At 68.4% G+C, this 26,158-nt stretch carries 26 protein-coding genes; 15 read left to right on the top strand and 11 right to left on the bottom strand.

Annotation, left to right across the window (positions count from 1 at the left end; translation table 11 throughout):
• The first annotated feature begins 177 nt into the window (after positions 1-177).
• Complete coding sequence (locus tag ACFV2O_RS35215; RefSeq protein ID WP_379256010.1) at positions 178-1,839, top strand: hypothetical protein; 1,662 nt, start codon at positions 178-180, stop codon at positions 1,837-1,839.
• A 167-nt stretch (positions 1,840-2,006) separates the two neighbouring features.
• On the opposite strand, the gene ACFV2O_RS35210 is transcribed toward ACFV2O_RS35215, so the two are convergent.
• On the bottom strand, positions 2,007-2,345 hold the full coding sequence (locus ACFV2O_RS35210) for a VOC family protein (RefSeq protein ID WP_364435224.1): 339 nt from the start codon (positions 2,343-2,345) through the stop codon (positions 2,007-2,009).
• Positions 2,346-2,485: 140 nt separating this feature from the next.
• Between ACFV2O_RS35210 and ACFV2O_RS35205 the strand changes: the two genes are divergently transcribed.
• The 7 genes from ACFV2O_RS35205 to ACFV2O_RS35175 all read left to right on the top strand — a co-directional run bounded on the left by ACFV2O_RS35205 (position 2,486) and on the right by ACFV2O_RS35175 (position 9,013).
• Positions 2,486-3,880, top strand: coding sequence for a sigma 54-interacting transcriptional regulator (locus ACFV2O_RS35205; protein WP_379256009.1), 1,395 nt, complete (start codon positions 2,486-2,488; stop codon positions 3,878-3,880).
• 25 nt (positions 3,881-3,905) lie between these two features.
• Positions 3,906-5,855 carry a VWA domain-containing protein gene (locus tag ACFV2O_RS35200; protein ID WP_379256007.1) on the top strand — a complete coding sequence of 650 codons (1,950 nt, stop codon included), beginning with the start codon at positions 3,906-3,908 and terminating at the stop codon, positions 5,853-5,855.
• 424 nt (positions 5,856-6,279) lie between these two features.
• Positions 6,280-6,666, top strand: coding sequence for a hypothetical protein (locus tag ACFV2O_RS35195; protein ID WP_379256006.1), 387 nt, complete (start codon positions 6,280-6,282; stop codon positions 6,664-6,666).
• Positions 6,656-7,489 carry a hypothetical protein gene (locus ACFV2O_RS35190; RefSeq protein WP_379256005.1) on the top strand — a complete coding sequence of 278 codons (834 nt, stop codon included), beginning with the start codon at positions 6,656-6,658 and terminating at the stop codon, positions 7,487-7,489. The genes ACFV2O_RS35195 and ACFV2O_RS35190 overlap by 11 nt, the downstream gene beginning before the upstream one ends.
• Positions 7,486-7,962 (top strand): roadblock/LC7 domain-containing protein, encoded by a 477-nt coding sequence (locus tag ACFV2O_RS35185; protein ID WP_379256004.1) that lies wholly within the window; start codon positions 7,486-7,488, stop codon positions 7,960-7,962. The genes ACFV2O_RS35190 and ACFV2O_RS35185 overlap by 4 nt, the downstream gene beginning before the upstream one ends.
• Positions 7,963-7,973: 11 nt before the next feature.
• Positions 7,974-8,345, top strand: a complete 372-nt coding sequence (locus tag ACFV2O_RS35180) for a hypothetical protein (protein ID WP_281877699.1) — start codon at positions 7,974-7,976, stop codon at positions 8,343-8,345.
• 83 nt (positions 8,346-8,428) lie between these two features.
• A complete protein-coding gene (locus tag ACFV2O_RS35175; RefSeq protein ID WP_379256003.1) occupies positions 8,429-9,013 on the top strand; it encodes an NADPH-dependent FMN reductase in 585 nt (194 codons plus the stop codon).
• A gap of 139 nt (positions 9,014-9,152) precedes the next feature.
• On the opposite strand, the gene ACFV2O_RS35170 is transcribed toward ACFV2O_RS35175, so the two are convergent.
• Positions 9,153-9,635 (bottom strand): MarR family winged helix-turn-helix transcriptional regulator, encoded by a 483-nt coding sequence (locus tag ACFV2O_RS35170; protein ID WP_355078648.1) that lies wholly within the window; start codon positions 9,633-9,635, stop codon positions 9,153-9,155.
• A 71-nt stretch (positions 9,636-9,706) separates the two neighbouring features.
• Here ACFV2O_RS35170 and ACFV2O_RS35165 point away from each other — a divergent pair, with 71 nt between their 5' ends.
• Positions 9,707-11,164, top strand: a complete 1,458-nt coding sequence (locus tag ACFV2O_RS35165) for an MFS transporter (RefSeq protein ID WP_379256002.1) — start codon at positions 9,707-9,709, stop codon at positions 11,162-11,164.
• Between the two features lie 10 nt (positions 11,165-11,174).
• On the opposite strand, the gene ACFV2O_RS35160 is transcribed toward ACFV2O_RS35165, so the two are convergent.
• Positions 11,175-12,146, bottom strand: coding sequence for a helix-turn-helix transcriptional regulator (locus ACFV2O_RS35160; protein ID WP_379256000.1), 972 nt, complete (start codon positions 12,144-12,146; stop codon positions 11,175-11,177).
• A gap of 88 nt (positions 12,147-12,234) precedes the next feature.
• Between ACFV2O_RS35160 and ACFV2O_RS35155 the strand changes: the two genes are divergently transcribed.
• Entirely contained in the window at positions 12,235-12,876 is a 642-nt protein-coding gene (locus tag ACFV2O_RS35155; protein ID WP_356966671.1) for a TIGR03086 family metal-binding protein, read from the top strand.
• 151 nt (positions 12,877-13,027) lie between these two features.
• Here ACFV2O_RS35155 and ACFV2O_RS35150 read toward each other — a convergent pair whose 3' ends face one another.
• From ACFV2O_RS35150 to ACFV2O_RS35135, 4 genes are read right to left on the bottom strand one after another with little or no spacing between them, the layout of a single operon-like run.
• The gene (locus ACFV2O_RS35150; RefSeq protein ID WP_379255999.1) at positions 13,028-14,002 is read right to left on the bottom strand and encodes a glycine betaine ABC transporter substrate-binding protein; all 975 of its coding nucleotides are present in this window, start codon (positions 14,000-14,002) and stop codon (positions 13,028-13,030) included.
• Complete coding sequence (locus ACFV2O_RS35145) at positions 13,999-14,763, bottom strand: ABC transporter permease (protein ID WP_379255997.1); 765 nt, start codon at positions 14,761-14,763, stop codon at positions 13,999-14,001. Before ACFV2O_RS35145 ends, ACFV2O_RS35150 begins: the two co-directional genes overlap by 4 nt.
• Positions 14,760-15,959, bottom strand: a complete 1,200-nt coding sequence (locus tag ACFV2O_RS35140) for an ATP-binding cassette domain-containing protein (RefSeq protein ID WP_356966665.1) — start codon at positions 15,957-15,959, stop codon at positions 14,760-14,762. Before ACFV2O_RS35140 ends, ACFV2O_RS35145 begins: the two co-directional genes overlap by 4 nt.
• Entirely contained in the window at positions 15,952-16,602 is a 651-nt protein-coding gene (locus ACFV2O_RS35135; protein ID WP_355078669.1) for an ABC transporter permease, read from the bottom strand. The genes ACFV2O_RS35140 and ACFV2O_RS35135 overlap by 8 nt, the downstream gene beginning before the upstream one ends.
• Before the next feature lie 198 nt (positions 16,603-16,800).
• On the opposite strand from ACFV2O_RS35135, the gene ACFV2O_RS35130 reads away from it, so the two are divergent.
• The 3 genes from ACFV2O_RS35130 (at position 16,801) to ACFV2O_RS35120 (ending at position 19,650) form a co-directional block, all read left to right on the top strand.
• Positions 16,801-17,403 carry a CHAP domain-containing protein gene (locus ACFV2O_RS35130; RefSeq protein WP_379255996.1) on the top strand — a complete coding sequence of 201 codons (603 nt, stop codon included), beginning with the start codon at positions 16,801-16,803 and terminating at the stop codon, positions 17,401-17,403.
• A gap of 229 nt (positions 17,404-17,632) precedes the next feature.
• Positions 17,633-18,760 carry a hypothetical protein gene (locus ACFV2O_RS35125; protein ID WP_379255995.1) on the top strand — a complete coding sequence of 376 codons (1,128 nt, stop codon included), beginning with the start codon at positions 17,633-17,635 and terminating at the stop codon, positions 18,758-18,760.
• Between the two features lie 176 nt (positions 18,761-18,936).
• Positions 18,937-19,650 carry a DUF1906 domain-containing protein gene (locus ACFV2O_RS35120; protein ID WP_379255993.1) on the top strand — a complete coding sequence of 238 codons (714 nt, stop codon included), beginning with the start codon at positions 18,937-18,939 and terminating at the stop codon, positions 19,648-19,650.
• Between the two features lie 75 nt (positions 19,651-19,725).
• Here the strand turns inward: ACFV2O_RS35120 and ACFV2O_RS35115 are convergent, their stop codons facing one another.
• Complete coding sequence (locus ACFV2O_RS35115) at positions 19,726-20,103, bottom strand: hypothetical protein (protein ID WP_379255991.1); 378 nt, start codon at positions 20,101-20,103, stop codon at positions 19,726-19,728.
• Between the two features lie 129 nt (positions 20,104-20,232).
• Positions 20,233-21,033 (bottom strand): hypothetical protein, encoded by an 801-nt coding sequence (locus ACFV2O_RS35110; protein ID WP_355078659.1) that lies wholly within the window; start codon positions 21,031-21,033, stop codon positions 20,233-20,235.
• 321 nt (positions 21,034-21,354) lie between these two features.
• On the opposite strand from ACFV2O_RS35110, the gene ACFV2O_RS35105 reads away from it, so the two are divergent.
• Positions 21,355-22,584 (top strand): mannosyltransferase, encoded by a 1,230-nt coding sequence (locus ACFV2O_RS35105; RefSeq protein ID WP_379255990.1) that lies wholly within the window; start codon positions 21,355-21,357, stop codon positions 22,582-22,584.
• Positions 22,585-22,827: 243 nt separating this feature from the next.
• Here ACFV2O_RS35105 and ACFV2O_RS35100 read toward each other — a convergent pair whose 3' ends face one another.
• Both ACFV2O_RS35100 and ACFV2O_RS35095 read right to left on the bottom strand, forming a co-directional pair.
• Complete coding sequence (locus ACFV2O_RS35100; RefSeq protein WP_355080355.1) at positions 22,828-23,115, bottom strand: 4a-hydroxytetrahydrobiopterin dehydratase; 288 nt, start codon at positions 23,113-23,115, stop codon at positions 22,828-22,830.
• 52 nt (positions 23,116-23,167) lie between these two features.
• Positions 23,168-23,344, bottom strand: a complete 177-nt coding sequence (locus ACFV2O_RS35095; RefSeq protein WP_356966658.1) for a hypothetical protein — start codon at positions 23,342-23,344, stop codon at positions 23,168-23,170.
• Positions 23,345-23,574: 230 nt separating this feature from the next.
• On the opposite strand from ACFV2O_RS35095, the gene typA reads away from it, so the two are divergent.
• Positions 23,575-25,473, top strand: a complete 1,899-nt coding sequence (gene typA / locus ACFV2O_RS35090) for a translational GTPase TypA (protein ID WP_355080358.1) — start codon at positions 23,575-23,577, stop codon at positions 25,471-25,473.
• The last annotated feature ends 685 nt before the right edge of the window (positions 25,474-26,158 follow it).

The following is a 26,158-nucleotide window of genomic DNA, read 5'->3' as shown; positions in this document are numbered from 1 at the left end:
GTCCTGCGGGATTCGTTCCGCTGCCACTGAGTGGCTCCGATTGCTCGTCGGGTCGAACGGATTTCGATGACGAGTTATCTTTTCGTTCTCGGCCGGGTCGGTCGTCCGGTTCGACGGCCGAGGCAGCTATGGCGCGCTGCGTCTGGAACACTCGACCGTCGGAAAGGTTCTTTGCTGATGTTCCGTCGTTTCACGACCAACGCGCCCGCCGGGGCGTCGCCGATGGATGATCTGGTGGCAGGCGCGCTGCCGGATCGGGTGCAGATCGCGCATGAGCGATTGGCCCACCAGGACGATCCGGCGCTGCTCGAAGCATTATCGGAGCGTGAGCTCGCCGCCTCCCGCGAGTTGGCCGAGCTCGTGCGTGACTATGAACGCCACGAGAAACGGGCGCGCATCCAGGCGGCCGCCGACGCCGCGGAGCGGGTGCGGCGCACGGCCGCCGAGCTGGCCGAACGGGAAGCCGCCGACTTGCTGCGGGCCGCCCAGGCGATCGGTGAGCAGCGGCACAGCAGCAGCCCGCACGCGAAAGTCGCCCGCCTGCATCAGCGCAAGCCGAGGGTGCTGGGATTGCTGGCCGGAGTCGTCGCGTTCTCGATGCTGTTCTCCGCGGTGACGGTGCAGCAGAACATCGCGCCGTCCGGCGGTGCGACCAATCCGATGTTCTGGCTGTCCTACGGTCTGGAAGCGCTGATCAGCGCGGTACTCGTCGCGCTGATGCTGTCCACGGGGGACACCGCCGAGTGGGGCGTGATCGATCGGCTGTGGCAGGTCTACACCGTCGAGGGAGTCCTGCTGACGGCGAGTATCGCGTTGAACACGTTTCCCTACATCAGGACGGGCGAGGTGGCCGGGATCGGCATCCACGCGATCGCGCCCATCATGATCGGCGTCGCGCTCGTCACCCACCGGCTCGTCGCCGAGCGATACGGGCGCGCGATCGAGCAGGCGACCGCCGCCGTCCCCGACCACGAAGATCTCCAGGAACGACTGGCGGCGCTCACCCAGGTCGGCGGCGCCGGGAACCAGATCCTGCCGAGCATCCTCACGGAGCCGACGGCTCGCCGTGCGAGCGAATCCGTCGCGAGCGAGCCGCCCGCACCCGGCCGGGAGGGCGCGGCCCCCGCGGCTCCGCAGCACGGACAGGCCGCTGAGGCGGGGCAGAAGCAGCCCGCCGCCGAAGCCCCGATCGCCGCGCCCGCCGCTGCGGCGCCCGAACTCACCGAGCTGTGGCTGGCAACGACGCCGCTGCCCGCGATCGAACGGCCGTCCGCGGGCGGTCCGGAAGCGGCTGCCGCAGCCAGTCCGGACGAAGCTGTCCTGGACGCACGTCTGGCGGCGGCGGTGCGACAGACGCTCGACCGGATTCGCACCGGCAGGCAGGCGGAGCCGGGCGAGCAGCCGGTGGAGCCTTCCGTGGCCGTGCCCGAGCCGAGTGCCCCCGGATTCGCGGAGGCGGCCAACGAGCATGGTGCGCGCGGCGAGACCGCCGAGGCGCATCCCGAGTCGACGGCTCACAGCGCGGCCGAGGCGGTCACCGAACATATGCTCTCGGCGGCCCCTGAGGTGCCCCCCGAGTCGAACGCCGTTGGCACGGTGGAGCCCACCGGGCACGTCGCGCTCTCGGAGGCTGCCGCGACGCGTTCGGAGTCGAATGGTCGTGCGCTGGAGCCGGGCATGGCCCAGCACTACGCACCCGATGGCAACGACCACGCGCCGCGGATGGAGCAGGTCACGCCGGTCGGTGCCGTGCACCCGTCTCCGGTCGTGCACGAACCGGAGGACCCCGCCGCGACCGCGCCGCACGCGTCCAACGAACCGCAACTCACCACGCGATGACATGAACGGGCCGTAATCCGTTCGGAGACAGCACGGTTCAGCAAGTCCGGCCGACTTGGCGAGTTCGTTTACGGACCGTCTTGCCGCTTACTTGCAAACGGACGGCGTGCCGGAGCGCGGACCGAATTTGCGGCGCGGCGCACCGGCCCACGGTGTCTGGGGCGTTTTCAGCCCTGAGCCTGCAGACTCCAGGTGCGCCCGTCGGGATCGCGCACCGTCATTTCCTTTGTGCCGTAATGGGTTGCCTCGAACGGTGCGACCACGTCGATATCGCTGTTCGGCTGGAACGCGTCGGCGTCGGTGACGGTCAGCACCAGTTGGGTGCGGGGCGTCTGATTGTTCGGGATCTCCGCGATGAAGACATAGGGTCCGTCGCCGTTGCGGAACAGCCCGGAGTTGTGGTCGGTGGTGAATTCCGGCTCATAGCCGAGGGCTAGGAAGAATCTCGCGGTCGCGCCCCAGTTGTGCGTCTCCACGTGGACGCCCTCGATGCCCTTCGTCGTCATATCGCTCTCTCCTCGGGTTGCTTCGGTTGTCCGGGATGTCGTCTTGATCGGCGCGCCATCCAAGCTAGCATGCTAGCAATCTAGCGTCCATTGATTTCTTTCGGTCGACCCGATGGCGGAATGGACGTAGCGTCGAATTCGTGAAAGTTCCCGAACACCTGCCCACGACCGCGGGCGAGCTACGTTCGGCCGGCTACCTGCCGCGTGGCGTGAAGACCGAGATCCGCGAGAACCTCCTGACGCTGCTGAGTTCCGGTGGCGACCCGTGGCCCGGCATCGTCGGGTTCGACCGGACGGTCGTGCCGCAGCTGGAACGCGCCCTGCTGGCGGGACACGACGTCGTGCTGCTCGGTGAGCGCGGCCAGGGCAAGACCCGGCTGCTGCGTACCCTGGTCGGCCTGCTGGACGAATGGACGCCCGTGATCGCGGGCGCCGAACTGGGCGAACATCCGCTCGACCCGATCAGCCCCGCCGGTCGTAGGCTGGCCGCCGAACTCGGCGACGACCTGCCCGTCACGTGGCGGCATCGCTCGCAGCGGTACGCCGAGAAGCTCGCCACGCCGGACACTTCCGTCGGCGACCTGATCGGCGACGTCGACCCGGTGAAGGTGGCCGAGGGCCGCAGTCTCGGTGACCCCGAGACCATCCATTTCGGACTCGTCCCGCGCGCGCATCGCGGCATCGTGGCGGTCAACGAGTTGCCAGATCTCGCCGAACGTATCCAGGTCGCGTTGCTGAACGTGATGGAGGAACGCGACATCCAGGTCCGCGGCTACACCCTGCGCCTTCCGCTGGACGTGCTGCTGGTCGCCACCGCCAACCCGGAGGACTACACCAACCGCGGCCGGATCATCACGCCGCTGAAAGACCGCTTCGGCGCGGAGATTCGCACTCACTACCCGCTCAGCGTGGAGGCCGAGGTGGCGCTGGTGCGCCAGGAGGCCGAGCTCGTTGCCGAAGTGGGCGACCCGCTGATCGAGGTGCTCGCCCGGTTCGTGCGGCAATTGCGCGAGTCGTCCGCGATCGACCAGCGGTCCGGCGTATCCGCTCGTTTCGCCGTGGCCGCGGCCGAGACGGTGGCCGCGGCGGCTTTGCGCAGGTCCGCGGTGACGGGGGAGAGCCCTGCCGTGGCGCGTCCGGTCGACCTGGAATCCGTTCCCGCCGTCTTGCGCGGCAAGCTGGAATTCGAGTCCGGCGAGGAGGGGCGCGAGCAGGAACATCTCACCCATCTGCTGCGCCGCTCGTTCTCCGAGACCGCGCGGGCCCTGCTCGGCGGATTGAATCTGCGGCCACTGGCCGAGGCGGTCGGGGACGGGCATCTGGTCACCACCGGCGAACGCGTGCCCGGCGCGGAGGTCCTCTCGGCATTGCCCGAACTGCCGGTCCTGCACGAGGTGGCCGGACGGCTCGGCGTCGATGCTGCCGATCCGCCGCCGCGGATCGCCTCGGCCGTCGAGTTCGCGCTGGAGGCGCTCTACCTGGCCCGGCAGATCGCGAAGGACTCCGACGACGGTCTGGCGGTGTACGGCCGATGACCGCCGCTGTTGCAGGCGAGGCATCGTGACGAACCCCGATCGCTACTCCTACGGCCCTTACCACGAGGGGCCCGATCCCTTGGCGCCCCCGCTGGACCTGCGCGAGGCACTGGACCGGATCGGCCGCGACGTGATGGAGGGCAGCTCGCCGCGCAACGCCCTGCAAGAGCTGCTGCGGCGCGGCACCCGCGGCACGCCGGGATTGGAGGAGCTGACTCGCCGGTTGTGGCAGCGCCGCGCGGAGATCGCTCGCAGCCACCGGCTGGACGGCACGTTGCAGCAGGTCCGGGAACTGCTGGAGGAGGCGCTGGAAGCCGAGCGCGGCGCACTGTTCCCCGACCCCTCCGACGACGCCAGGTTCGCCGAAGCGCAGCTGGACGCCCTGCCGTCGAGCACGGCCGCCGCCGTCACCGAACTCGCCGACTACGCCTGGCGATCGGAGACCGGCCGCGAGAACTATCAGAAGATCCGTGACCTGCTCGGCCGCGAGCTGCTGGAATCGCGCTTCCAGGGCATGAAACAGGCTTTGCGGAACACCACCCCGGAGGACGTCGAGCGGGTCGGACGGATGATGTCCGACCTCAACGACCTGCTCGCCGCCCATGCCAGGGGCGAGAACACCGAGCAGCGGTTCGCCGAGTTCATGGCCGAGCACGGCGAGTTCTTCCCCGAGAACCCGCGCGACACCGAGGAATTGATCGACGCGCTCGCGGCCCGAGCCGCCGCCGCGCAGCGCATGATGAATTCGATGACCGAGCAACAGCGCGCGGAGCTGTCCGAGTTGATCGGCCAGGCGTTCGGCGATCCGGCGATCGCCCAGCAGGTCGCCGCGCTGGACGCGCATCTGCGGGCGCTGCGTCCCGGTGAGGACTGGAACTCCGCGCGGCGGTTCCGCGGCGAGGATCCGCTCGGCCTCGGCGCGGGCGCGCAGGCCCTGCAAGATCTCGCCGAACTCGACGCGCTCGCCGAGCAACTCGGCCAGACCTACGCGGGCGCCCGGCTGGAGGACATCGATCTGGACGCGCTGGAGCGCCACCTCGGCGCGGACGCGAGCGTGGACGCCGCCCGGCTGGCCGAACTGGAACGCGAATTGCGCAGGCAAGGCATCTTCGAACGGGCGCAGGACGGCTCGCTCCGGTTGACGCCCAAGGCTTTGCGGCGTCTCGGCGAGGTGGCGCTGCGTGATGTCGTCGGGCGCTTGCGGTCTCGGCGCGGCGAACGGGACACCGCCGCGGCCGGCGCCGCGGGCGAGCCGACCGGCGGCTCCCGGGCCTGGCGCTTCGGTGATACCGAGCCGTGGGACGTGTCGCGGACCGTGCGCAATGCCGTGCTGCGGTCGGCGTCGACGGGTAATCGCCAGGTGCGGCTGGACGTTTCCGACGTCGAGATCATGGAGACCGAGCAGCGCTCCAGGGCCGCCGTCGCGCTGTGCGTCGACACGTCCTGGTCGATGGTGCAGGACGGCAGATGGGTGCCGATGAAGCGCACCGCTCTCGCGCTGCACCATCTGATCGGCACCCGGTTCCGCTCCGACGCGTTGAGCGTGATCACCTTCGGCAGGCACGCGACGACCGTGGACATCGGCGAACTCACCGCGCTGGAAGGCGTTTGGGAACAGGGCACCAATCTGCACCACGCACTGCTGCTGGCCGCGGCGCACCTGCGCAGGCACCCGGACGCGGTGCCGGTCGTGCTCGTGGTCACCGACGGTGAGCCGACCGCGCACCTGGAGCCGGACGGGGAGACCTACTTCAACTGGCCACCCGCGCAACGCACGCTGGCGGTGACGATGGCGCAGGTCGACGCCTTGGCCAAGCTGGGTGCGTCGGTGACGGTGTTCATGCTCGGCGAGGACCCGCGCCTGGCCGCGTTCGTCGACCTGGTGGCCCGCCGCAGCGGCGGCCGCGTGGTGGCGCCCGGCCTGGACGGCTTGGGCGCCGCCGTGGTCAGCGACTACCTGCGCGGCAGGCGCTGAAGTCGCGGCTTCGCGGGCGGGCAGCGCGGCCGATCTGCCGATTGCTGCGAGATCACTACTTGCCCGTGCGGTCTCCGGGCAGGTCCCTGTCGCCGTGCGCCGCGCACAGCGAGAAGACTCGCGCGGCTGTGTCGTTCCGGCGGTACACGTTCATGCGTGCGCGGACGCAGGCGTGCCGGGAAAGCGGCACGGGGGCCGTCGAGCGGCCGTATCGAGAATTTATTGTGGCCGGGTCGGCGTGTCGCAAAACGAAAACCGAAGGGTATAAATACCAATAGGTATTTGATACCGAAAGGTATTTATCGCGCGTTTCCAGGGACGACGTTTTTTACCGGAAATTTCTCACCGATTTGCTGTACATCGCGCGGTGCCCGTGTGTAGCGTCTGGAACCCGTAAACCCCCTCACATGACAAGTGGTGGCGCGTGATCGGAATCGACGGTTGTCTGAAACGCATCATGGATATTCCCGGTGCGCGCAGCGTGACGCTGGTGGACGGTGCGAGCGGTCTGGCGATCGCCGCCGACGGCAGGCACGACCTGGTGGACGAGCACGAAGATGCCGCTGCCACAACGGATGTGGTGCGCGCGGTGCTCGCCTGTCCGGCTTTGTCGACCGACGGCGACGACGTCACCGAGATCATCGTCTACGGCACCCGCGGATATCACCTGTTGAACCTGGTGAACGGCGACTTCGACGGACGGCTTTTCGTGCACGTGCTGTTCGACGAGGAGGCCGGAAATCTCGCGATGGCGCGATACCAGCTGCACGGAATTCTCGACGAATTGGCCGAGGACGCGCATGAGTCCTGAACTCGCGGTCGAATTGCGGCGGTTGGAGCAGGAAGGACGTACGGGGGTGCTGCACGCGGGCGACGGTGCTTTCCATCTCGCTGAAGGCGCGATCGTTTCCGCCGACTGTCGTCGCACCACCGGGCTGGACCGGCTGGTCGTCGAGGCGGGCGTGGCGACCGCCGAGGACTGGCGGCGCGCCGATGCGGGCGATCCCGGCCGTGTGCTGGGACGGCCACGGCTGGAAACCCTCGCGATGCTGTCGGTTTTCGACGCCGCCTATTTCTTGCTGGCCTCGCCCGCCGTCCCGGAGTTCCGCCCGGCCCCACCGCACTGGCTGGCCCCCGTCTGTCACATCACGCCCCGTGCACTCGTGCAGGAGTGCGCGCGGCGCGGCGATCCCGAGTCCGGGCCGTGGCCCGCCGACCTGGTCGATCGCGTCCCGGTCGTGCCGGTCCGCCGAGTGCGGCGACGGCGTTTGGTGGTCACCGGAGGGCAGGCGGAGGTGCTGGCCGCCGCGGATGGCAGGCGCAGCGTCGCGGAGATCGGTCGCGAACTCGGCCGTACCACATACGGATGTCTGGTGGCGGTGCGGGATCTGACCGCGGCGGGCTTGATCGAGCCGCCCCTCGCGACGCCGGTCCCGGTGGCGGCCGGGCCGGTCGGGCTCGAGCCGGTGCGCCCCGAGTCCGTAGCGGTCGCGCCTGTGCTCGCCGAGCCGGGCCGGCTTCCCCGCCGCCGTGGCAGGCACTCGGCGCCACCGGTCCCGGTCGCCGATCGGTTGGAGCCGCCCGACCGGGACCTGCTCGTCCGCCTGCAAGCGGCTTTGGAGGAGCTCGCGTGACCACGCGAAAGAAACTGCTCGGCGATTGGATGGGAAGGTTGACCAAGGTGGCGATGTCCGGACCCGAACCGAACGCGGCGGTGCTCACGGAGTTGAAAGCGCTGCGCAATCGAGTTCCGCGGCTGACCGGCGCGCTGGTCGCGTCCAACGACGGACTGTTGGTCGCCCATGATCTGCCTGCGCAGATCGAGCCGAACGGGATGGCCGCCATGGCCGCCTCGCAGCTGTCGCTGTCGCACCGGCTTGCCACCACCGCGCACGGCGGCGGGTTCAGCGAGGTCGTGGTCCACGGCACCGGAGGGCATGTGGTCATCTACGCGGCGGGCTGGACGTCGCTGACCGTTTTGGCCGCCCCCGAGGTGAACATCGGCAGGCTGCATCTGGAATCCCGTCCGGCGGCCCGCGCGATCGCCGACTTGCTGACGCCGGTGACCACCGACGCGGGAAGCGAAGAAGCAACGAAAACCCACTGAAAGGAAAGCATATGTCCAATATGGATCTGGCCCTCAAAGACATGATGGTGATCGACGGCGCGATCGGCGCCGCCGTCGTCGACTACAACAGCGGCATGGCGCTGGGCATGCTCGGCAGCTCCAAGTCCCTGGACCTCCAAGTCGCGGGTGCGGGCAACACCGAGGTGGTGCGCGCCAAGATGCGCACCATGGACCAGCTGGGGCTCAAAGAGGACATCGAGGACATCCTCATCACGCTGTCCGGGCAATACCACATCATCCGGCCGATGACCGGCCGCAAGTCCAAGGGCCTGTTCCTCTATCTGGCCCTGGACCGGGGACGGGCGAATCTGGCGATGGCCCGGCACCGCCTGCGGGGGATCGAAGAGGATCTGGAGGTCTGATCGGCGATCGAGCCGATTTGACCTGAACCGCTGTTCAGGTTCGACGCTGTTCTGGATACCGAACACGTCGAAGGGAATCCACCATGTCCGACCATCCGATCCGGCTCGCCCTGATCGTCGGCAGCACTCGAGCGGGCCGCTTCGGACCGACCGTCGCCAAGTGGTTCGCCACTCACGCCGAGCGGCGCGACGACGTCGACGTCGACGTTGTCGACCTGGCCGAAACGCCTCTGCCGGAACGACTTTCCCATCACCCCGAACCCGAGGCGGCGCGGGCGCTGGCAGCGGTCGGCCCCCGCCTGGCCGCGGCGGACGGGTTCGTCGTCGTGACACCCGAGTACAACCACAGTTATCCGGCGTCGGTCAAGAACGCCATCGACTGGCATCACACCGAATGGCGGGCCAAGCCGGTGGGATTCGTGTCCTACGGCGGCATCTCCGGTGGCTTGCGCGCGGTGGAGCACCTCAGGCAGGTGTTCGCCGAGCTGCACGCGGTCACCGTGCGCGACACGGTGAGCTTCCACGACGCGGGCAGGCGGTTCGATGCCGCGGGGCAGCCGACGGATCCGGAAATGCCGGTGGCCGCGGCCGATCAGCTGCTCGGCCAGCTGGTCTGGTGGGGCCGCGCGCTGCGGTCGGCCCGCGCCGAACATCCCTACACCGCATGAAGCTTCTTGCACTCGCCCAAGGTCGGGACCGCGGAGCCTGACGCCGGGGTCCCTGGGGCAAGGGCGAATGGCGGACATCCGGTTCGATCGGAGGTGCGTAGCCGTGCGGCGGGCAGCCCGGGTCCCGGCCGATCGTGCGTCACTCCAGCCCGGCTGGGCGCGGCCAGGGGTTGTCCTCCTTGTCCTCGACCGACTGGTTGAAACGCGCGATGAACCTGCTGAACTGGTCGATGTCGGCCTCGGTCCACTCGGCAACCACCGCGCCGATGCCTTGACGGCTCTGCTTTCGGTCGGAGGCCAAAAGATCGAGTCCCTTGGCGCTGGCGCGGATCTTGCGGGCGATGCCGCCGTCGGGGTCGGGCACCCGGTCGACCAACCCTTGCTTGCGCATCGCTCCGACCTGCCGGTTGATCGTCGAAACGTCCAGTTGAAACGCTTCGGACAGCTCACGCAGGCTCAGCGGATGGTCCAGTTCCAGTCTGGTCAGGATCAGGTACGCCGAGCGGTCGAGCTGGAAGCCGGGACGCCGGAGCACCGCGGCGGGGAAGTGCCTTGACAGCAGTGACAGCTCGAAGACGAGGCGGTACAGCGCCGCGTTGTCGCCGGGGCCGGATTCGGACATACCACACTATGTCGCGAGGATCACGTACTTACCAAATTGTGCAGCATACACACCATATGTACCGTGCACATGTGACTGTAGCTGCCGACGCGTCCTCGAGCGTCTCTGAATCCGGCGACCGGCCCCGTCCCTCGTCGGCACTGCTCATCGCGACGCTCGGCATGGTCGGTGTCGTCGTCTCCCTCATGCAGACGCTGGTCATCCCGATCATTCCGTCGCTGCCCACGCTGTTGCACACCTCCGCGTCCAACGCCTCCTGGGTCGTGACGGCCACGCTGCTGGCGGGCGCGGTGGCGACCCCGATCAGCGGCCGTCTGGGCGATATGTTCGGCAAGCGGCGCGTCTTGTTCGCGAATCTTCTTCTGCTGATCGCCGGTTCGGTGGTCTGCGCGTCCTTCTCCACCCTGGTGCCCGAGATCGTCGGTCGCTCGCTGCAAGGCGCGGCGGTCGGAGCCATCCCGCTCGGCATCAGCATCATGCGCGACGAATTGCCCGCCGAGCGGGTGGGTTCGGCGATGGCGATCATGAGCGCCACGCTCGGCGTCGGCGGCGCGATCGGCCTGCCGGTCGCGGCGGCCATCGCGCAGAACGCCGACTGGCACGCGCTGTTCTGGACCTCCGCCGCACTCGGCGTCGTGTGCGCCGTCCTGGTTTTCGTGTTCGTCGCGGAGTCGCCGGTGCGCACGCCCGCCCGGTTCGACTTCGGCGGCGCCGTCGGTTTGTCGGTAGCCCTGCTCGCGCTGCTCGTCGCGATCACGAAAGGCGCGGACTGGGGTTGGGCCAGCGCCCGGATCCTGACCCTGTTCGCGGTGTCGGTGGTGGTGTTCCTCGGCTGGGGTGCTTTCGAACTGCGGCAGCGTTCACCGCTGGTGGACCTGCGGGTCTCGGCGCGGCCGAGGGTGCTGTTCACCAACGCGGCCTCGATCGCCGTCGGATTCTCGCTCTACGGCATGTCGCTGACCTTCCCGCAGCTGCTGATGGCGCCGGAGCAGACCGGATACGGCTTCGGGCTGTCCATGATCACCGCCGGGTTGGCGCTGGCCCCCACCGGCTTCGTGATGATGCTGCTGTCACCGGTGTCGGCGCGGCTGTCGGCCACCCGCGGGCCCAAGGTCACCCTCGCGCTCGGCTCCGCGGTGATCGCGGTCGGCTATCTGTGCGCGGTGGTGTTGATGGACAGCGTCTGGGAGATCATGCTCGCCGCGGTGATCGTCGCGGGCGGCGTCGGCCTGGCGTACGCGGCGATGCCCGCGCTGATCATGGGCGCGGTGCCGATCACCGAGACCGGCGCGGCCAACGGCCTCAACTCGCTGATGCGCTCGATCGGCACCTCGACCTCGGCCGCGGTGATGAGCGTGGTGCTGGCGCACATGACCATGCGGCTCGGCCCGCACCTGCTGCCCTCGCGCGACGGTTTCCACACCACCTTCCTCATCGCGATGGCCTCGGCGCTGGTCGCGATCGGTCTGACCGCCGTGATCCCGATGCGGAAGACCGCCGACGCGGCGACCACCACCGGGCATTCCTGACGCCTGGGATTCAAGCGTCGGCGACGGCCTCGGTGTACCGGCGGCCCAGGGTGCGGATATGGGCGACGAGTTCCGGCGGGCCGTCGACGCGGAAGTCCATCATCAGCATGGACAGGTAGATGGCGATCGTCTCCAGCGCGTCCGCGCCCGTGTAGAGCACGCAGGTGTCCGCGTCCACCGGCTCGACCACGCCGACGGCGGGATTGATCCTGGCGATGACGGTCTCGGCGGGCGCGAGCACGGTCACCCGGGCCTGCACCCGCCACCCGGTGGTGGCGATGTGGCGCATGACGAAGGCGACCAGGTCGTCGTCGGGAAGCGCACGCGCGGCGAAACGACGCGAACTCGTCTCCGCGCGCAGCACGCGGGCGACCGGTATCGCTCGCCAGGAGTGGTCTTCCAGGCTGTAGGCGACCAGGTACCAGCGGCGTTGCCAGTTGATCAGCCGGTACGGCTCGATCTCGACGGACGACGCGGCCCCGGCTTCGGCGATCCGGGCCGTCGCTCCGTCGCGAATGGCGCCGGCGAGGGTGGTGAGCACGGCGGCGGGAACCGGTGCGTCCGGCTCGCGCGACCCCGTCGTGGCCGGGCCGATGGCCGTCGCATCCCGCAGTGCGGATACCTTGCGCTGCAATCGTTTCGGCAGGATCTGGTCCAGTTTGCCCAGTGCCTTCGTGACGTGCTCGGCGATGTCCGCGATGCCGGTGGAGCCGTCCTCGGCGAGGCCGACCGCGACCGCCACGGCCACCGCTTCGTCGTCGTCCAGCAGTAGGGGAGGCATGGTCGCGCCGCGGCCGAGCCGGTAGCCGCCGATCGCGCCGCGTCCGGCATGCACCGGGTAGCCCAGGTCGCGCAGCCGCTGAATGTCTTGCCGCAGTGTGCGATCGGTGACGCCGAGGCGCTCGGCCAGCTCTCGGCCGGTGTACGCACGGTCCTGTAGCAGGGCCAGCAACCGCAGCAGACGCGGTGTGGTCGATGCCACTTTCGCCCTCCTCGCTGATTAGGAACAAAAGTAGCCTAATGGCCGAATAGGCTTGTGTCATCAGCGAGAACGATCGAAAGGCTCCGACATGAACGCCACCGCCACCGCCGCCGCGACTCTGCTCCCCGTTTGGCGGGACGTGCTCGCCGATTCCTACCGCGCGCTGGAGAGCGTCGTCGCCGGTGTGCGAGCGGATCAGTGGCACCTGCCCACCCCGTGCTCGGATTGGGATGTGACGCAGGTGCTGCAGCACGCCGTCGGTGACCAGCTGGCCTACGCCCAGGCCCTCGGCATCGGAGAGGGTCCGGCCTACAACCCGTTCGCGCCTTCCGGCACGATCGACGGCGCCCCCGGGGACGCGGTGCGTGCGGCGGTCGAGCAGACCGCTTTCGCCTGGACCACGGTCGACGACGCCACCGAAACCGTGCCGACGCCGCTGCCGCACGGCGCGCTCGCCACTCCGGTGGCCGCGGTCATGTGCGCGCTGGATGCCGGGGTGCACGCCTGGGACATCGCGATCGCGACCGGCCAGCCGTCGCCGTTGACCGACGAACTCGCCGCCGCCCTGCTCATCGCCGCGCGGGCCGCTCACCCCGCGCCCGGCAGCGGCGAGACGGCCGAGATCATCGAACCGCTGCGTCAGTGGGGTGCTTTCGCCGCGATCGTCGACGGACCGGCCGACGGCGCTCTCGGAGAGCTCTTGCGCTACTTGGGCCGCGATCCGCGCTGAGCCTGCCTGGCAGGACGCTGGGCTCACCTGGTGAGCCCAGCGGACGGCGTACCGGGCCTGGCCTGATCCAGCGATGCGGCGTCCAACGCCTCAGGGACAGCGGATTCCTCCGATCAGCTGGTCGGAGGCGTCGCTCTCCACGCGACGGAAATCAGCGCGCGGTGACGAATCCCTGGGTGACCATCCAGTCCCTGGCCACCTCCGCCGGCTCGCGTCCGTCCACGTCGACCTGACGGTTGAGTTCGGTGATGGCCTCGTTCGTGAGGCGCTGCGAGATCGGCGTCAGGATCGTGTCCACCTGCGGATGCGCCTCGGCGAAACTCCTGCGCATCACCAGCGCCGCGTTGTACTTCGGGAAGAAGCCGCGATCATCTTGCAGCAGAACGAGATTCAGCGCCGGTATGCGTCCGTCGGTGGCCGCGACCGAGCCGAAGCGGCACTGCCTGCCGTCGGCGGTCGCCTGGTAGACCACGGCGTCCTGCACGATCTGCTTGCGGACCTTGCTCGCGTCGATCTCGTACTTGCGGGCCAGACCGGGAAATCCGTCCTGGCGGACGTTGAACTCGGTGCCGACGCAGATCGCCGCGGCGGCCGGATCGGCGGCGGCCAGTCTGGCGTAGTCCGACAGCGTGCGCACACCGGTCTCCTGGGCGGTGCGGGCGCTCATGACCAGCGCGTAGGTGTTGTTCATCGGCGCGAGCGCCGTCCAGAGCATGCCGTGCGCGGCGAGGTCGGCGTCGCGCACCGCCTGGAACTGGCCGATCTCGTCCGGCACCGGTGTCTCGTTGCCGAGGTAGTTGATCCAGCCCGTTCCGGTGTAGTCGTAGGCGAGATCGATCCGCCCGTGCAATTGGGCATCGCGCACGCTGTTGGAGCCCTGGATGTTGGTCAGGTCGCGCACCTCGGCGCCCGCCGCCGAGAGAGCGAACTCGATCAGATAGCCGAGGATGTTCTGCTCCGTGAAGTCTTTGGAACCTACCGTGACCTGCACACCCTCCAGTTCGGGCACGGGTCGGATGCTGCCGGGGCCGACACGCAGCGGCACCGCGCCGCCGGATTGCAGCCCGCAGGCGGCCAGCAACGTCAAGCCCAGGCCGAGGGCCAGCGTGCGCCACGCCCGGATCATTTCAGCCCCTTCGGCCCGAGAAACGCTTCGGCGAGCGCGCCGAGCCAGTCCACCAGCAGGGCCAGCGCCACCGCGAGCACCGCGCCGACCACCAGGGTGACGTTGTCGCGCAGCTTGTAGCCGGTGTCGATCAGAATGCCGAGCCCGCCCGCGCTCACCAGGAACGACAGCGTCGCGGTGCCGACCGCGAGCACCAGCGAAGTGCGCAGCCCGGCCAGTATGTAGGGCACCGCGAGCGGGAATTCGATGCGCCGCAACACCGTCACGGCCGACATGCCCTGGCCGCGTCCCGCATCGATGAGCGTCCGGTCCACTTGCTCATAGCCCAGAATGGTGTTGCGCAGCACCGGAAGCAGCGAATAGAACGCGATCGGCGCCACGCCGATCCAGAAGCCGGTGGTGCGGGTGGCCAGGTAGAACAGCACGATCAGGCCGATCGCCGGTGCGGCCGCGCCGATATTCGCGATACCGACGAAAACGGGTGTGAGCCTCCGGAATCCCGGTCGCGTGAGCAGGGTTGCGAGCGGGACGGCCACCGCGACGACGATCAGCACCACGGTCGCGGTGATCCGCACGTGCTGCCAGGTGACGGTCGCGACGTTGCCCGCGTTCAGGCTCGCTTGCTGGGTGACGGTCAGGTCGCGGGCGAACGCCCACACCAGCACGCCCGCGGTGAGCACGAGCACGACCACCGGCTGCACGACCAACCGGATGCGCTCGGCCCTGCGCTGGGTGGCGGGTGACGCGGCGGCGTTGGTCATGGTGCGCCGTCCGTCGCGGAGCGCCCGGCTCCGTGCTCGGCGCGCAGGGCCGACAGGTGGCCGACCAGGGTGTCGATGGTGATCAGCCCGGCGTACTCGCCGCGCGCGCCGGTCACCACCGCGGTCGCGCTCTGATGGGTGAGCAGGGCTTCGAGCGCGTCCTGCAGCGTCGATTTCAGCGCCAGCGTCTCCGGCACCGGCGTTCCCAGATCGCGCAGCGAATCGGCGTGGGCCAGTTGTTCGGCCGAGACCCAGCGGCGTGGCCTGCCCTGACCGTCCAGAACCAGCGCCCACGGCCAGTCGCGGTCCGCGAGCGCGGCGCGCAACTCGTCGACGGTGTCCTGTTCGGTGGCGGTGGGGCAGTCGCCGAGTTCGACATCCCCGACCCGGGTCAGGGTGAGCTGTTTGAGCGAGGCGTCCGCGCCGACGAAACCGGCGACCGTCTCGTCGGCCGGGTCGGCCAGGATCGCCGCGGGTGTGTCGTACTGCAGGATCCTGGACCGGTCGCCGAGCACGGCGATGCGGTCGCCGAGCTTGACCGCCTCGGTGAAATCGTGGGTGACGAACACGATCGTCTTGCCGAGTTCGCCTTGCAGCCGCAGCAACTCGTCCTGCAGCAATCCCCGGGTGATCGGATCGACCGCGCCGAACGGCTCGTCCATCAGCAGCACGGGCGGGTCTGCCGCCAATGCCCTGGCCACGCCGACGCGCTGCTGCTGTCCGCCGGACAGCTGGCGGGGATAGCGGTCGCGGAAGGTGCCTGGATCGAGACCGACCAGCTCGAGCATCTCGTCGACCCGTGCCGCGACGCGCCGCCGGTCCCAGCCGATCAGGCCCGGTACGGTCGCGACGTTCTTCGCGACGGTCAGGTGCGGGAACAGTCCCGCCTGCTGGATCGAATAGCCGATGCCGCGGCGCAACCGGTCGGGCTGGATCGTGGCCGCGTCGCGGCCGTCGATCGTGATGGTTCCGGAGGTGGGCTCGATCAGCCGGTTGATCATTCGCATGGTGGTGGTCTTGCCACAGCCGGACGGCCCGACCAGGACCACGATCTCGCCGGCCGGGATGGTCAGCGAGACGCTGTCCACGGCCGGATCACGCTGTCCCGGATAGTGTTTGGTCACCGCGTGCAGCACGATCTCGACGCCGGAGACGACGGATGCCGCGCGGCCGTCGCTGGTTTCGGTTTCAGTCACGAATTCCCCTGGAAGTGGTGAGCCGCCCGACCAGGACGTAGATCCCGTCGAGGACGAGTGCGAGGACGACGACGAGGATCGTGCCGACCAGCGCCTGTGGCACCGCGTTCGGGCTGCCGAGGCGCGCGAGTCCGGAGAAGATCAGGTTCCCGAGTCCGGGGCCCTTGGCATATGCCGCGAGGGCGAGAATCCCCATGATCAGCTGGGTGCTCACCCGCATACCGGCCAGAATCGCGGGCCACGCCAGCGGCAGTTCGATCCGGGCGAGCACCCGCAGCCGGTTCATCCCGACGCCGCGGGCGGCGTCGGTCACGGCCGGATCCACCGAGGCGAGTCCGATGATGGTGTTGCGCATGATCGGCAGCAGCGCGTACACCACGAGCGCGGTGATCGTCGGTGCGACACCGAGGCCGAGCACCGGGATCAGCAGGCCGAGCAGCGCGAACGACGGGACGGTGAGCACCGCGCCTGCCAGCGCGGAGGCGATCGACGAGCCGAACGGGCTGCGGTAGACCAGGATTCCGATCAGAACCGAGACCACCGTCGCCAGCAGCACCGATTGCACCACGGCCGAGACGTGCAGGTAGGAGTCGACCAGCAACTGGTGCCGCCGGTGCACGATAAATGTCCACAGCGTGTCCAGGGCCGTACCTCCCCATCGGCTGGTCTCTCCGGAGACTAGCGCGGTTTTCCCGGTGCCGTCCATGATTTCGGCTCCACCGGGTTGCCCCTCCGCTCGGTCGCCGAAACCAGGCGGACGGCGCGGGGAACCGTTCGGCGTGCTCGTGCGTCGAATTCCATAAGCTCGACAACAAAGTCACACGAACGAATCGGGGGAGCGATGACACAACAACGGGGAACACGATCGGGGCGGTGGGTCGCGCTCGCATTGGTGGCGCTCGGCGTGGCCGCCGCCGGGATCGCCGGTGGTCTCTGGTGGCAGGACCGTACGGACCACCGGGCGATCGCGGGCGAGCGCCTCACCGAGTTCCCCGCGCTGGACCGTTCGGCGCTCGACGCGGCCCAGGCCGGAATCGTCGCGGTCGCCGAGCGCGAGTTCGCCGATCCCGGCGCGGGGACGAAATACGCGGAAGGAGCCGAGGAGGCGTGGTGCGCCGATTTCGTCAGCTGGGTGCTGCGCGAGGCCGGTGTGCCGCTGGCCAACCCGAATTCGGGTTCGTGGCGGATTCCCGGCGTCTATACCTTGCGGGAGTATTACGAGAGCGTCGGCCGGTTCGTCCCGAGCGGCTCGAACTATCGACCGCGGACCGGTGACGTGCTGCTGTACGGAGAGCCCAGTCCGTTCGGACAACACACGAACATCGTCCTGCGAGTCGAGGGCGGCCAGGTGACCACGATCGGCGGCAACGAGTACGGCGCGGTGCGCATCCACCGGTTCGTGCTGGGCGACATAACCGGGGTGGTCGGTTTCGGCCGATTGTGAAGATCACTTCCATCGAACGGGATTCGACCGATATGCGGGTGAAACGGGGTGCCGGATAGTCCTACGATGGGAGGCGGCGGCGCCCGGCAGCGCCGCCGCCGGTCCCCGCCCTGCTTCCCCCTCATCGGCAGGACGGGGATCTCGGGCCGCAGTGCGTTCCGGGGTGGGACGAGATCGGTCGCGTACCGTGTCGGGTGTCCATCGAGAGGTGAGGGTTGCGGAACTAGCGATGCATCCGACCGACGAACCGAGTAGTGCGCCCGGCTGGATCGACTACGCCGAGTTCGGCGAGCGTTTCGTCACGCACGCCGTGAACGCCGCTCGTATCGAGTCCGCGGTCTCCGGCATGGCGGGCCGCGGCATGACCATCGGCCCTGTCTCGATCGGCCCGGCCGGGCTCGCCGGATTCGTCGCCGAGGGGAAGGTCGGCGCCCCGCGCGTCCTGCGCAGCGGCCCGAAGGTCACCTTCGACGTCACCGTTCCGGTGTCGCTCACCTTGAAGGTGCTGCTCGGCGGCCGGAAACTGCGGCTGGAGGCCAGGGTGGAGATCGATCTGACCCTGCACGCCCGCACCGCCGAACCCGTGCTCGTCGTCATCGATATCCCACCGATCACCCAGCGGGACATCAGTTTCGTCTTGCGCGCCCAGGCGGTGGATTCGGCGTGGGAATGGTTGCTCGACCCGATCGCGGGCGTGGTGCAGCGAGAGGTCGCCTCCCGGGTGAACGCCATGCTTGCCGACCCGCAGACCCGCAGGGGGCTGGTGTTCGACCTCGAGGCCATGGTCGCGGGCAAGCGTTCGCCGTATCGCGACGAGCTCGCGTTCGATTGGATCGGCTACGACGAGTTCGGGCATCGGTTCTTCTCCCGCATCGTGACGCGCGAGCGAGTGTGTGACGTGGTGGAACGGCTGGCGGGCAGGCTGATCGAGGTCGGTCCGCTGCGGACCGGACCGCGCGCGAGCGCCGTCGTGACCGTTCGGGGAACGGTACGGATGCCGCGGCTGACGGACCGGTCGACGGAGCCGGTCGCGTTCGATCTGACCCTGCCGGTGAGCCTGGACATCACGGTCGACGTGCTGAAAGCCAATCGCTATCGCGCTGACGTCGAGGTGCCTTTGGTACTCACCGCCCGCGCTGCCGATCCCTTGCGGGTGGTGATCGACGTGCCGCCGCCCGACCCGGCCGACATTCGGATGGAATTCACCGCGCAGGGCGCCCGCGCGGCCGCGCTCGGTGCGCTCGCCGGGATAAAGAAGCAGGTCGTGGCGCAGGTGGCGGCGGTGATCCGCAAAGAACTGGCCGACCCGGCGATGCGCACCATCGATGTCGCCGCGCGCATCGACGGCATTGTGTGACCGGTCGCGTCGTCGAGCGTATGTGGCGAATGTGAAACGTGATTCTCCTGGGTCTAGCGGTTCCAGTGTGAATATGGTGAAATGAGTTCACGTTCGAGGCTCCCGGCGCGCGGTGATTTGGGGAAGGTGCGCCGGGCACGCTGCCATCCATGTCGGGTTGCGCGAAGGAGTCGACGATGCGTTCCAATTCGGTATCCCGGCGTGATCTGTTCGCCTACACGGCCGCCGCGGCCGTGGTCGGCATGACCGCCGCGGCAGCTCCCGCCTCCGCGCGACCCGTGCTGGGCACCCTCATCGATTACGCCGGAGGCGTTCCCTCCGCTGCGGCGATCCGCGACGCCGGACATATCGGCGTGATCCGCTACGTGTCCGATCGCAGGCCCGGCGCCGAGTGGATGGCGGGCAAACCGCTGCGATCCCCGGAGGTCGACGACCTCAAAGCGGCCGGACTGCAGATCGTCTCGTGCTACCAATTCGGCAAGGGACCGACCGCGGACTGGCGTGGCGGGCTGGAGGCGGGCAAGCGGCACGCCGAGCGCGGGCTCGCGTTGCACCGCGCCGCCGGTGGCCCGGACAACGTGCCCATCTACGCGTCCATCGACGACAACCCCTCCCCGGTCGACTTCGCCACCATGATCGCGCCGTACCTACTGGGCTGGCAGGCCGTGCTCGGCACGGAGAACACCGGCGTCTACGCGAACACCCCGACCATCGAGCTGGCCCGCGCCGCGAGCCTGGGTTCCTGGTACTGGCAGCACAACTGGGGCACACCCAAGGGCTTCGTGCACCCCGCCGCCAACCTGCACCAGGTCGAGATCGACAAGCAATCCATCGACGGTGTGGGGATCGATGTGAACAATGTGCTCACACCCGAATACGGGCAGTGGTGAGCAGCTGCCGCAGTACGTGCCTGCTCGTCTCCACCCCGTCTTTCGAGCGAAGCGAGACCGAGCGGCTGCCGAATATTACGTCTGGCAGTGGCTTATCGGGGTGACGCGCAGGTCGGGCTCGTCGTCCGGAACGACCCGCAGGGAGGGGCGGCTGTCCGGAGCCTCGTGATCGCCGAGCCAGGACAGCAGCGACCACCGGGACAAGCCGGAGAACGCGGAGCCGAGGCTGGCGAACGAGAACGACGAGATCGCCGACCCGAACGATCCCACGGATCCGATCGACAGCACCGAGCCCACGCTGCCGATGGACAGGACCGAGTAAGCCGAGCCGATCGAGAGGATGGAACCCTCCGAGCGGATCGACAGGATGGAACGGTGCGAGCGCCTGCTCCGGATCGAATGACCCGGCTGTCTCGAACAGTCCGCGGATTTCGAGAAATCGGTGGTCGCCATAGATAGCGGTCTACCACAGTCCGGCCACCTCGTGTGGCTGCGCGGCAGATCGATACGAGGTATTCGCCGAGTCACCGCAACGCCGAAAGGGCGACGACCCCGATGGAGTCGCCGCCCTCGACCGGAAGCTCAGCCTACGGTGAAGAATCCGAGCGTCGGCAGGAAGGAGCAGGTCCGCGCCTCCGCGTCACCGGACTGGGTGGTCAGCGAGCCGGAGACGACCGCGACGACGCGGCCGTTGCCCGTGTCGGCGATCGCGGACAGCGTGGCGGGGCCGTCCGGGTTGATCTTGGCCTCGTCGGTCAGCGGCAGGACGCCCGACTGGCGGGTGTCGAGGTTCAGCCACTGCACCGTCATCGGCGGGTTCTGCACCGGCGTCGGCCCCTTGGTGCCGAGCGCGGTGAAGACGAACCCGGTCTGTCCCGCCTGCGGGCCGGGTGGCGGCAGCGTGGCGGGCCCGGGCACGGCGAGGGCGGTGCCCACCGAGTCGGCGGACGGGCCGATGCAGCCCTTGCCGATGCTCGGGTAGAGGAACTGGGCGATCACCGGTCCGTCCTGCGGCACCTCGGGGCCTCCGCCGCCGCTGCCGTCCAGGAAGGTGATGATCCGTTCCAGCGTCGACTTGATCTGCGGCGGAAGGTTCAAGGTGGCCAGCAGCCTGCGGGCCTGATCGAGGATGGCCGACTGCGGACCCGCGACGCCGGCCGGGCTCGCGATATCCGCGGGGCCCGCGACAGCGCCGACGATGGCTGGGGCGAGCGCGGCCAGCGCGTCCACGGGAACGCCTTCGGGCACCATGGGAACGCTGTTCGTAGTCGCCACGGGGGCGGTCGCGGGAGCCGCGATTGCTGTCGTCGGCGCGGCGAGCGTGGCACTCGCCGCGACGGCGAGTGCGGACAATGCGATCCGCGATCCTCGGGTGCGAAGCACTGGTCTGGCCGTCCTTACCTCGGGGTACATCTGGGTTCGATTGCTAAAAGCCATCGTTTCGGGGGTCACTCTAGGGACATTGCGGCTATGTGTACAGCTGCGGCGTCCGGAAAGCGCCGTGGACGATCAGTGTTAGCAGAAGATACCGCGCCCAGATGTTACTGATGTGAAAGTTGATGCAAATGTTATCGGTGGTTCGAGGGTGGAACCGACCGGATTCGCGCTGCGGCTAATCTAATCGGTGCCGTCCGCGCTGTCGCCTCGACATCGAACTCCGGGCGCGCCAACCGACGCACCGCACCCGAGCCGAAAGCCAGCGATTTGAATCGTCACCTCCGATGGGCCGTGTCGGTGCTTGGCCTGTCCGTGCTGGCCCGGCTGCTCTGGATGCTGCTGTCCCCGAATGGGATGAACCTCGTCGACCTGCATGTCTACGTCGGCGGGTCGGCCGCGTTGTTGACCGATCAGCTCTACGACTTCACCTATGCGGAGAAGACTCCGGACTTCCCGTTGCCGTTCACTTATCCGCCTTTCGCGGCGTTGGTGTTCTTCCCGCTGCACTATCTGCCGTTCACCCTGGTCGCGGTGGCTTGGTTGCTGGCCATCGCCGCGGCGCTGTACGCGGTGGTGCATGTCAGTCTCGAGCTGCTGTTCGGGGCGCAGCGGCTGCGCACACCGCAGTGGCGGGCCGCCACCGTCGGGTGGACCGCGCTCGGGCTGTGGCTGGAGCCGGTCCGAACCACGATGGACTACGGCCAGGTCAATGTCTTCCTGGTGCTCGGTGGGATGCTCGCGGTTCGCAGTTCGCGGTGGTGGCTGTCCGGTGGACTGGTCGGAATAGTCGCGGGCATCAAACTGACGCCGGCGATCACCGGGTTGTACTTCGTCGCGCGCAAGCGCTGGGCGACGGTGGCGTGGTCGGCCGTGGTCTTCGGCGCGACGGTAGGGCTGAGTTTCCTGATCGCGCCGGTCGAGGCGCGTCGGTATTTCGGCACACTGCTCGGTGACGCCGACCGGATCGGTCCGGTGGGCTCGGTGTGGAACCAGTCGCTGCGGGGCACACTGAGTCGCATCCTCGGCTACGACGTCGAGTCCGGCCCGTGGTGGATCGCGGCCGTGCTCGTCGTGGCGGTGCTGGCGTTCCTGGCTTGGCGCGCGCTCGGCGCGGACGACCGGCTCGGCACGCTGATCGTGGTGCAACTGTTCGGACTGATGGTCTCGCCCATCTCGTGGTCGCATCACTGGGTGTGGCTGCTGCCTACGGTGCTCTGGGTGGTGTACGGGCCGCTGCGCCGGGCGCCCGGCGCGCGGGTGATCGCCGGGTACTGGCTGGTGACCATGCTCGTCGGCGTGCCGTGGGTGCTGTCGTTCTTCCAGGATTCGATCTGGACCATCTCGCGCCCGGGCGTACTGGCCTGGCTCGGCGCCGTCGACGTGCTCGGCGTCCTGGCGTTCTACCTCTGGGTGATCCGCTTCGGAGCCAGGTACACGCGATCGGCCGAGGACGAAGAAGCGCGCGCAACCACCGAGGGCCCCGCGCGCACCGCATAAGGTACTCGCCGACTCTGCTTCGATCAGCGTCGAGCGGCGATCAGCGGAGACTCGAACTTCCGGCTGGAACGCGACACGGCGGCCCAACCCGCGGTTTCGAGCGAAGCGAGACCGAGCATGTTCCGTTCGCGGCCCGGCTCGCGTCCGAGTGGCCGCCGCGTTCGCGACGCAGTCGCCAGCGGCGGTCGCTCGGACGCGAGCCATAAGAGGGCCGCGAACACGCAGCGCCGAAGACGCTGCAAATCAACACAGCCGGTCTATTTCATGTGCCAGTGCTACATCCAGCGCGGTGAGCCCGCCCGCCGAGTGTGTCGACAAGCTGAATGTGACCTTGCGCCAGCGGATATCGATGTCGGGGTGATGGTTCGCCTCCTCCGCTACTTCGGCGACGCGGCGCACCAGTTCGATGCCCGCGGGGAAGGTGGCCGCCTCGACGGTGCGCGTCAGGTTGTCCCCTGACCTGGACCACTCCGGCAATTCGGTGAGAGCGTCGACGATTTCGGGTTCGGAGAGCAGTGCCTGCTGCGCCATAACACTCCTTACTACTCGCCTCGGGCCGCCCCGGAAAGGGTGGCGGCGGGGGTCAGGCAGCGCGCGCCTGCTTGAGTGCCTTCTTCAGATCCTTGCCGGTGACACCGGCCGCTTCGCACTTCTTCATCCGCATGATGACCACGGGGCACTTCACGCAGCGCGTCTTCTTCCGACAGCACTTCTTCTTCGGTTTCAGGCTCGAAACCTTCTTGGCTTTGACCTTGCCCACGGCGGTTAGCATACCCTTAGTACAAAGGCTGAAACGGTGCCTCGAACCGACTGCCGGTAGGGTATAGCTCGCCGCGATGCCTGGTGAGTTTCGATTCTCCACCTGTTCGCAGGGAGACCGGCGTGTGCGTCAGGCCCCGGAGGCGGCAGCCTGCGTAATCACGGAGAGTCCGTGCACGCCGGACACCGAGCACCGTCGGCTCCAACACCGAACAGCAGGAGGATTCAGGCGTGTCGTCTGCACGCGATTTTCGCAACGTCGCCATCGTGGCTCACGTCGACCACGGCAAGACGACCCTGGTCGACGCCATGCTGCGCCAGTCGGGCGCCTTCGCCGAGCGGGCCGAGCCCGTCGATCGGGTGATGGACTCCGGCGACCTGGAACGCGAGAAGGGCATCACCATTCTCGCCAAGAACACGGCGGTGCACCGGCATCACCCGGACGGCTCGGTCACCGTGATCAACGTCATCGACACCCCCGGCCACGCCGACTTCGGTGGCGAGGTCGAGCGCGGCCTGTCCATGGTGGACGGCGTGGTGCTGCTGGTGGACGCGTCCGAGGGGCCGCTGCCGCAGACCCGGTTCGTGCTGCGCAAGGCGCTGGCCGCGTCGCTGCCGGTGATCCTGGTCGTGAACAAGACCGACCGCCCCGACGCCCGCATCGAAGAGGTCGTCGAGGAGAGCCACGACCTACTGCTGGACCTGGCCTCCGATCTCGACGACGCCGCCGCCGAGGCCGCCGAGCTCGCGCTCGACCTTCCGGTGCTGTATGCCTCCGGTCGTGAGGGCAAGGCGTCCAAGGAGCGTCCGGAGAACGGCAACGCCCCGGCCGCGGAGAATCTGGACGCGCTGTTCGACGTGCTGCTGGAATACATCCCCGCGCCGAAGGGCGATGCGTCCGCGCCGCTGCAGGCGCACGTCACCAACCTGGACGCCTCGGCGTTCCTCGGTCGTCTCGCGCTGGTCCGCATCCACAACGGCGAACTGCGCAAGGGACAGAACGTCGCGTGGATGCACGCCGACGGCGTCAAGCAGGTGAAGATCACCGAACTGCTGCAGACCGTCGGCGTGGAGCGCAAGCCGGGCGAGCTGGCGGTGGCGGGCGACATCGTCGCCATCGCGGGCATTCCGGACATCATGATCGGCGACACCCTCGCCGACATCGATGATCCGGTCGCGCTGCCGCGCATCACCGTCGACGAGCCCGCCATCTCGGTCACCATCGGCACCAACACCTCGCCGCTGGTCGGCCGGGTGCAAGGGCACAAGTTGACCGCCCGCATGGTGAAGGCGCGCTTGGACCAGGAGCTGGTCGGCAACGTGTCGCTGCGCGTGCTCGACATCGGGCGCCCGGACGCCTGGGAGGTGCAGGGCCGCGGTGAGCTGGCGCTGGCCATCCTGGTCGAGACCATGCGCCGGGAGGGCTTCGAGCTGACCGTCGGCAAGCCGCAGGTGGTCACCAAGCAGGTCGACGGCAAGGTGCACGAGCCGTACGAGGAGCTGACCATCGACTGCCCCGAGGAGTACCTCGGCGCGATCACCCAGTTGCTGGCCGCCCGCAAGGGCAAGATGGTGCAGATGAGCAACCACGCCGCGGGCTGGGTGCGGATGGAGTTCATCGTTCCCTCCCGTGGCCTGATCGGTTTCCGCACCGACTTCCTCACCGAGACCCGCGGCACCGGCATCGCCAACGCCGTGTCGCACGGCTACGCGCCGTGGGCGGGCGAGATCCGGGCCAGGCACACCGGCTCGCTGGTCTCCGACCGGTCGGGCTCGGTGACGCCGTTCGCGATGATCCAGCTGGCCGACCGCGGGCAGTTCTTCGTGGAGCCGGGCGCGGACACCTACGAGGGGCATGTCGTCGGCGTCAATCCGCGCGCGGAGGATCTGGACATCAACGTCACGCGCGAGAAGAAGCTGACCAACATGCGCAGCTCCACCGCCGACGTGATCGAGACCTTGGCCAAGCCGTTGCAGCTGGATCTCGAAGGCGCCATGGAGTTCTGCGCCGCCGACGAGTGCGTGGAGGTCACCCCGGAGGTGGTCCGGGTGCGCAAGGTGGTCCTCGGGCAGAACGAGCGCGCACGGGAACTGTCCCGGCGCAAGGCGCGCGACCGCGCGGCGCTGTAATAACTTGTGTGCCACGGTATTCGGTGTCACCGCGGGTGGCACCGAATACCGGGCAGAACCGCTGGTCGGGCAGTCGCGGGCGCTCGCATCGTGCGGGTGTACCGCGAGCCTCGCGTTCGACTCGGGCCCCGCGGGTGTGATCGCAATTCCTCGCATCACCAGGCATGGTGGCAATCGGAAGAAATTCGAGACGGCCCCGTGATGCGTGCCGTGGTGAAGTCGGGTGCCCCATATTCGAGGGCTGATCGGTTTCGTTGTCGGTAATTTCGATTTGTAATCGTCTCAGCCTTTGGTATGCAGGTCCGAAATCAATTCGTTCGCGTGGAATAAGTTTCTGAGGCGACGGCTGGTGGGAAATTTGGTAATTGTCGACCACTACCCGTCATGAGGGCAGTGGTGGCGGGTGAAAATAATTGTCTGTGCCGTGCGCCTGTTTTATATTGTCGGCACCCGTGGTCATCCAGAGCTGTGAGCGCAATGAGATTTCTCATGCTATCGAGTGGCCTCGACGCTGGTTGGGCCAGCCCCTGTGTGGGTTGTCGCCGTGTCGGCCGAATGGTCGACGAAAAGAATTCGTCTCCCGTTCGGCGTGTCGGTGCAAACGTTCACTTCATGTCCGAGTCGGCAGCGCGTGTGGTTGCGTAAACGACACCGATGCGCATACGGATTGCGGTGCGTCGGGCGC

The sequence above is a fragment of the Nocardia sp. NPDC059691 genome, from assembly GCF_042733915.1.
Classification (GTDB): domain Bacteria; phylum Actinomycetota; class Actinomycetes; order Mycobacteriales; family Mycobacteriaceae; genus Nocardia; species Nocardia sichangensis.
The sequence above is the reverse complement of the archived record's forward strand: the minus strand, read 5'-3'. Positions and strand labels throughout refer to the sequence as shown.

What these genes read in the sequence shown, in the direction of transcription:
- ACFV2O_RS35210 (WP_364435224.1), bottom strand. Translation starts at nt 2,345, where the DNA reads ATGACGACGAAGGGCATCGAGGGCGTCCACGTGGAGACGCACAACTGG.
- ACFV2O_RS35155 (WP_356966671.1), top strand. Translation starts at nt 12,235, where the DNA reads ATGAACGCCACCGCCACCGCCGCCGCGACTCTGCTCCCCGTTTGGCGG.
- ACFV2O_RS35115 (WP_379255991.1), bottom strand. Translation starts at nt 20,103, where the DNA reads ATGGCGACCACCGATTTCTCGAAATCCGCGGACTGTTCGAGACAGCCG.
- ACFV2O_RS35130 (WP_379255996.1), top strand. Translation starts at nt 16,801, where the DNA reads ATGACACAACAACGGGGAACACGATCGGGGCGGTGGGTCGCGCTCGCA.
- ACFV2O_RS35175 (WP_379256003.1), top strand. Translation starts at nt 8,429, where the DNA reads ATGTCCGACCATCCGATCCGGCTCGCCCTGATCGTCGGCAGCACTCGA.
- ACFV2O_RS35125 (WP_379255995.1), top strand. Translation starts at nt 17,633, where the DNA reads ATGCATCCGACCGACGAACCGAGTAGTGCGCCCGGCTGGATCGACTAC.
- ACFV2O_RS35150 (WP_379255999.1), bottom strand. Translation starts at nt 14,002, where the DNA reads ATGATCCGGGCGTGGCGCACGCTGGCCCTCGGCCTGGGCTTGACGTTG.
- ACFV2O_RS35120 (WP_379255993.1), top strand. Translation starts at nt 18,937, where the DNA reads ATGCGTTCCAATTCGGTATCCCGGCGTGATCTGTTCGCCTACACGGCC.
- ACFV2O_RS35180 (WP_281877699.1), top strand. Translation starts at nt 7,974, where the DNA reads ATGTCCAATATGGATCTGGCCCTCAAAGACATGATGGTGATCGACGGC.
- ACFV2O_RS35215 (WP_379256010.1), top strand. Translation starts at nt 178, where the DNA reads ATGTTCCGTCGTTTCACGACCAACGCGCCCGCCGGGGCGTCGCCGATG.
- ACFV2O_RS35190 (WP_379256005.1), top strand. Translation starts at nt 6,656, where the DNA reads ATGAGTCCTGAACTCGCGGTCGAATTGCGGCGGTTGGAGCAGGAAGGA.
- ACFV2O_RS35145 (WP_379255997.1), bottom strand. Translation starts at nt 14,763, where the DNA reads ATGACCAACGCCGCCGCGTCACCCGCCACCCAGCGCAGGGCCGAGCGC.
- ACFV2O_RS35100 (WP_355080355.1), bottom strand. Translation starts at nt 23,115, where the DNA reads ATGGCGCAGCAGGCACTGCTCTCCGAACCCGAAATCGTCGACGCTCTC.
- ACFV2O_RS35170 (WP_355078648.1), bottom strand. Translation starts at nt 9,635, where the DNA reads ATGTCCGAATCCGGCCCCGGCGACAACGCGGCGCTGTACCGCCTCGTC.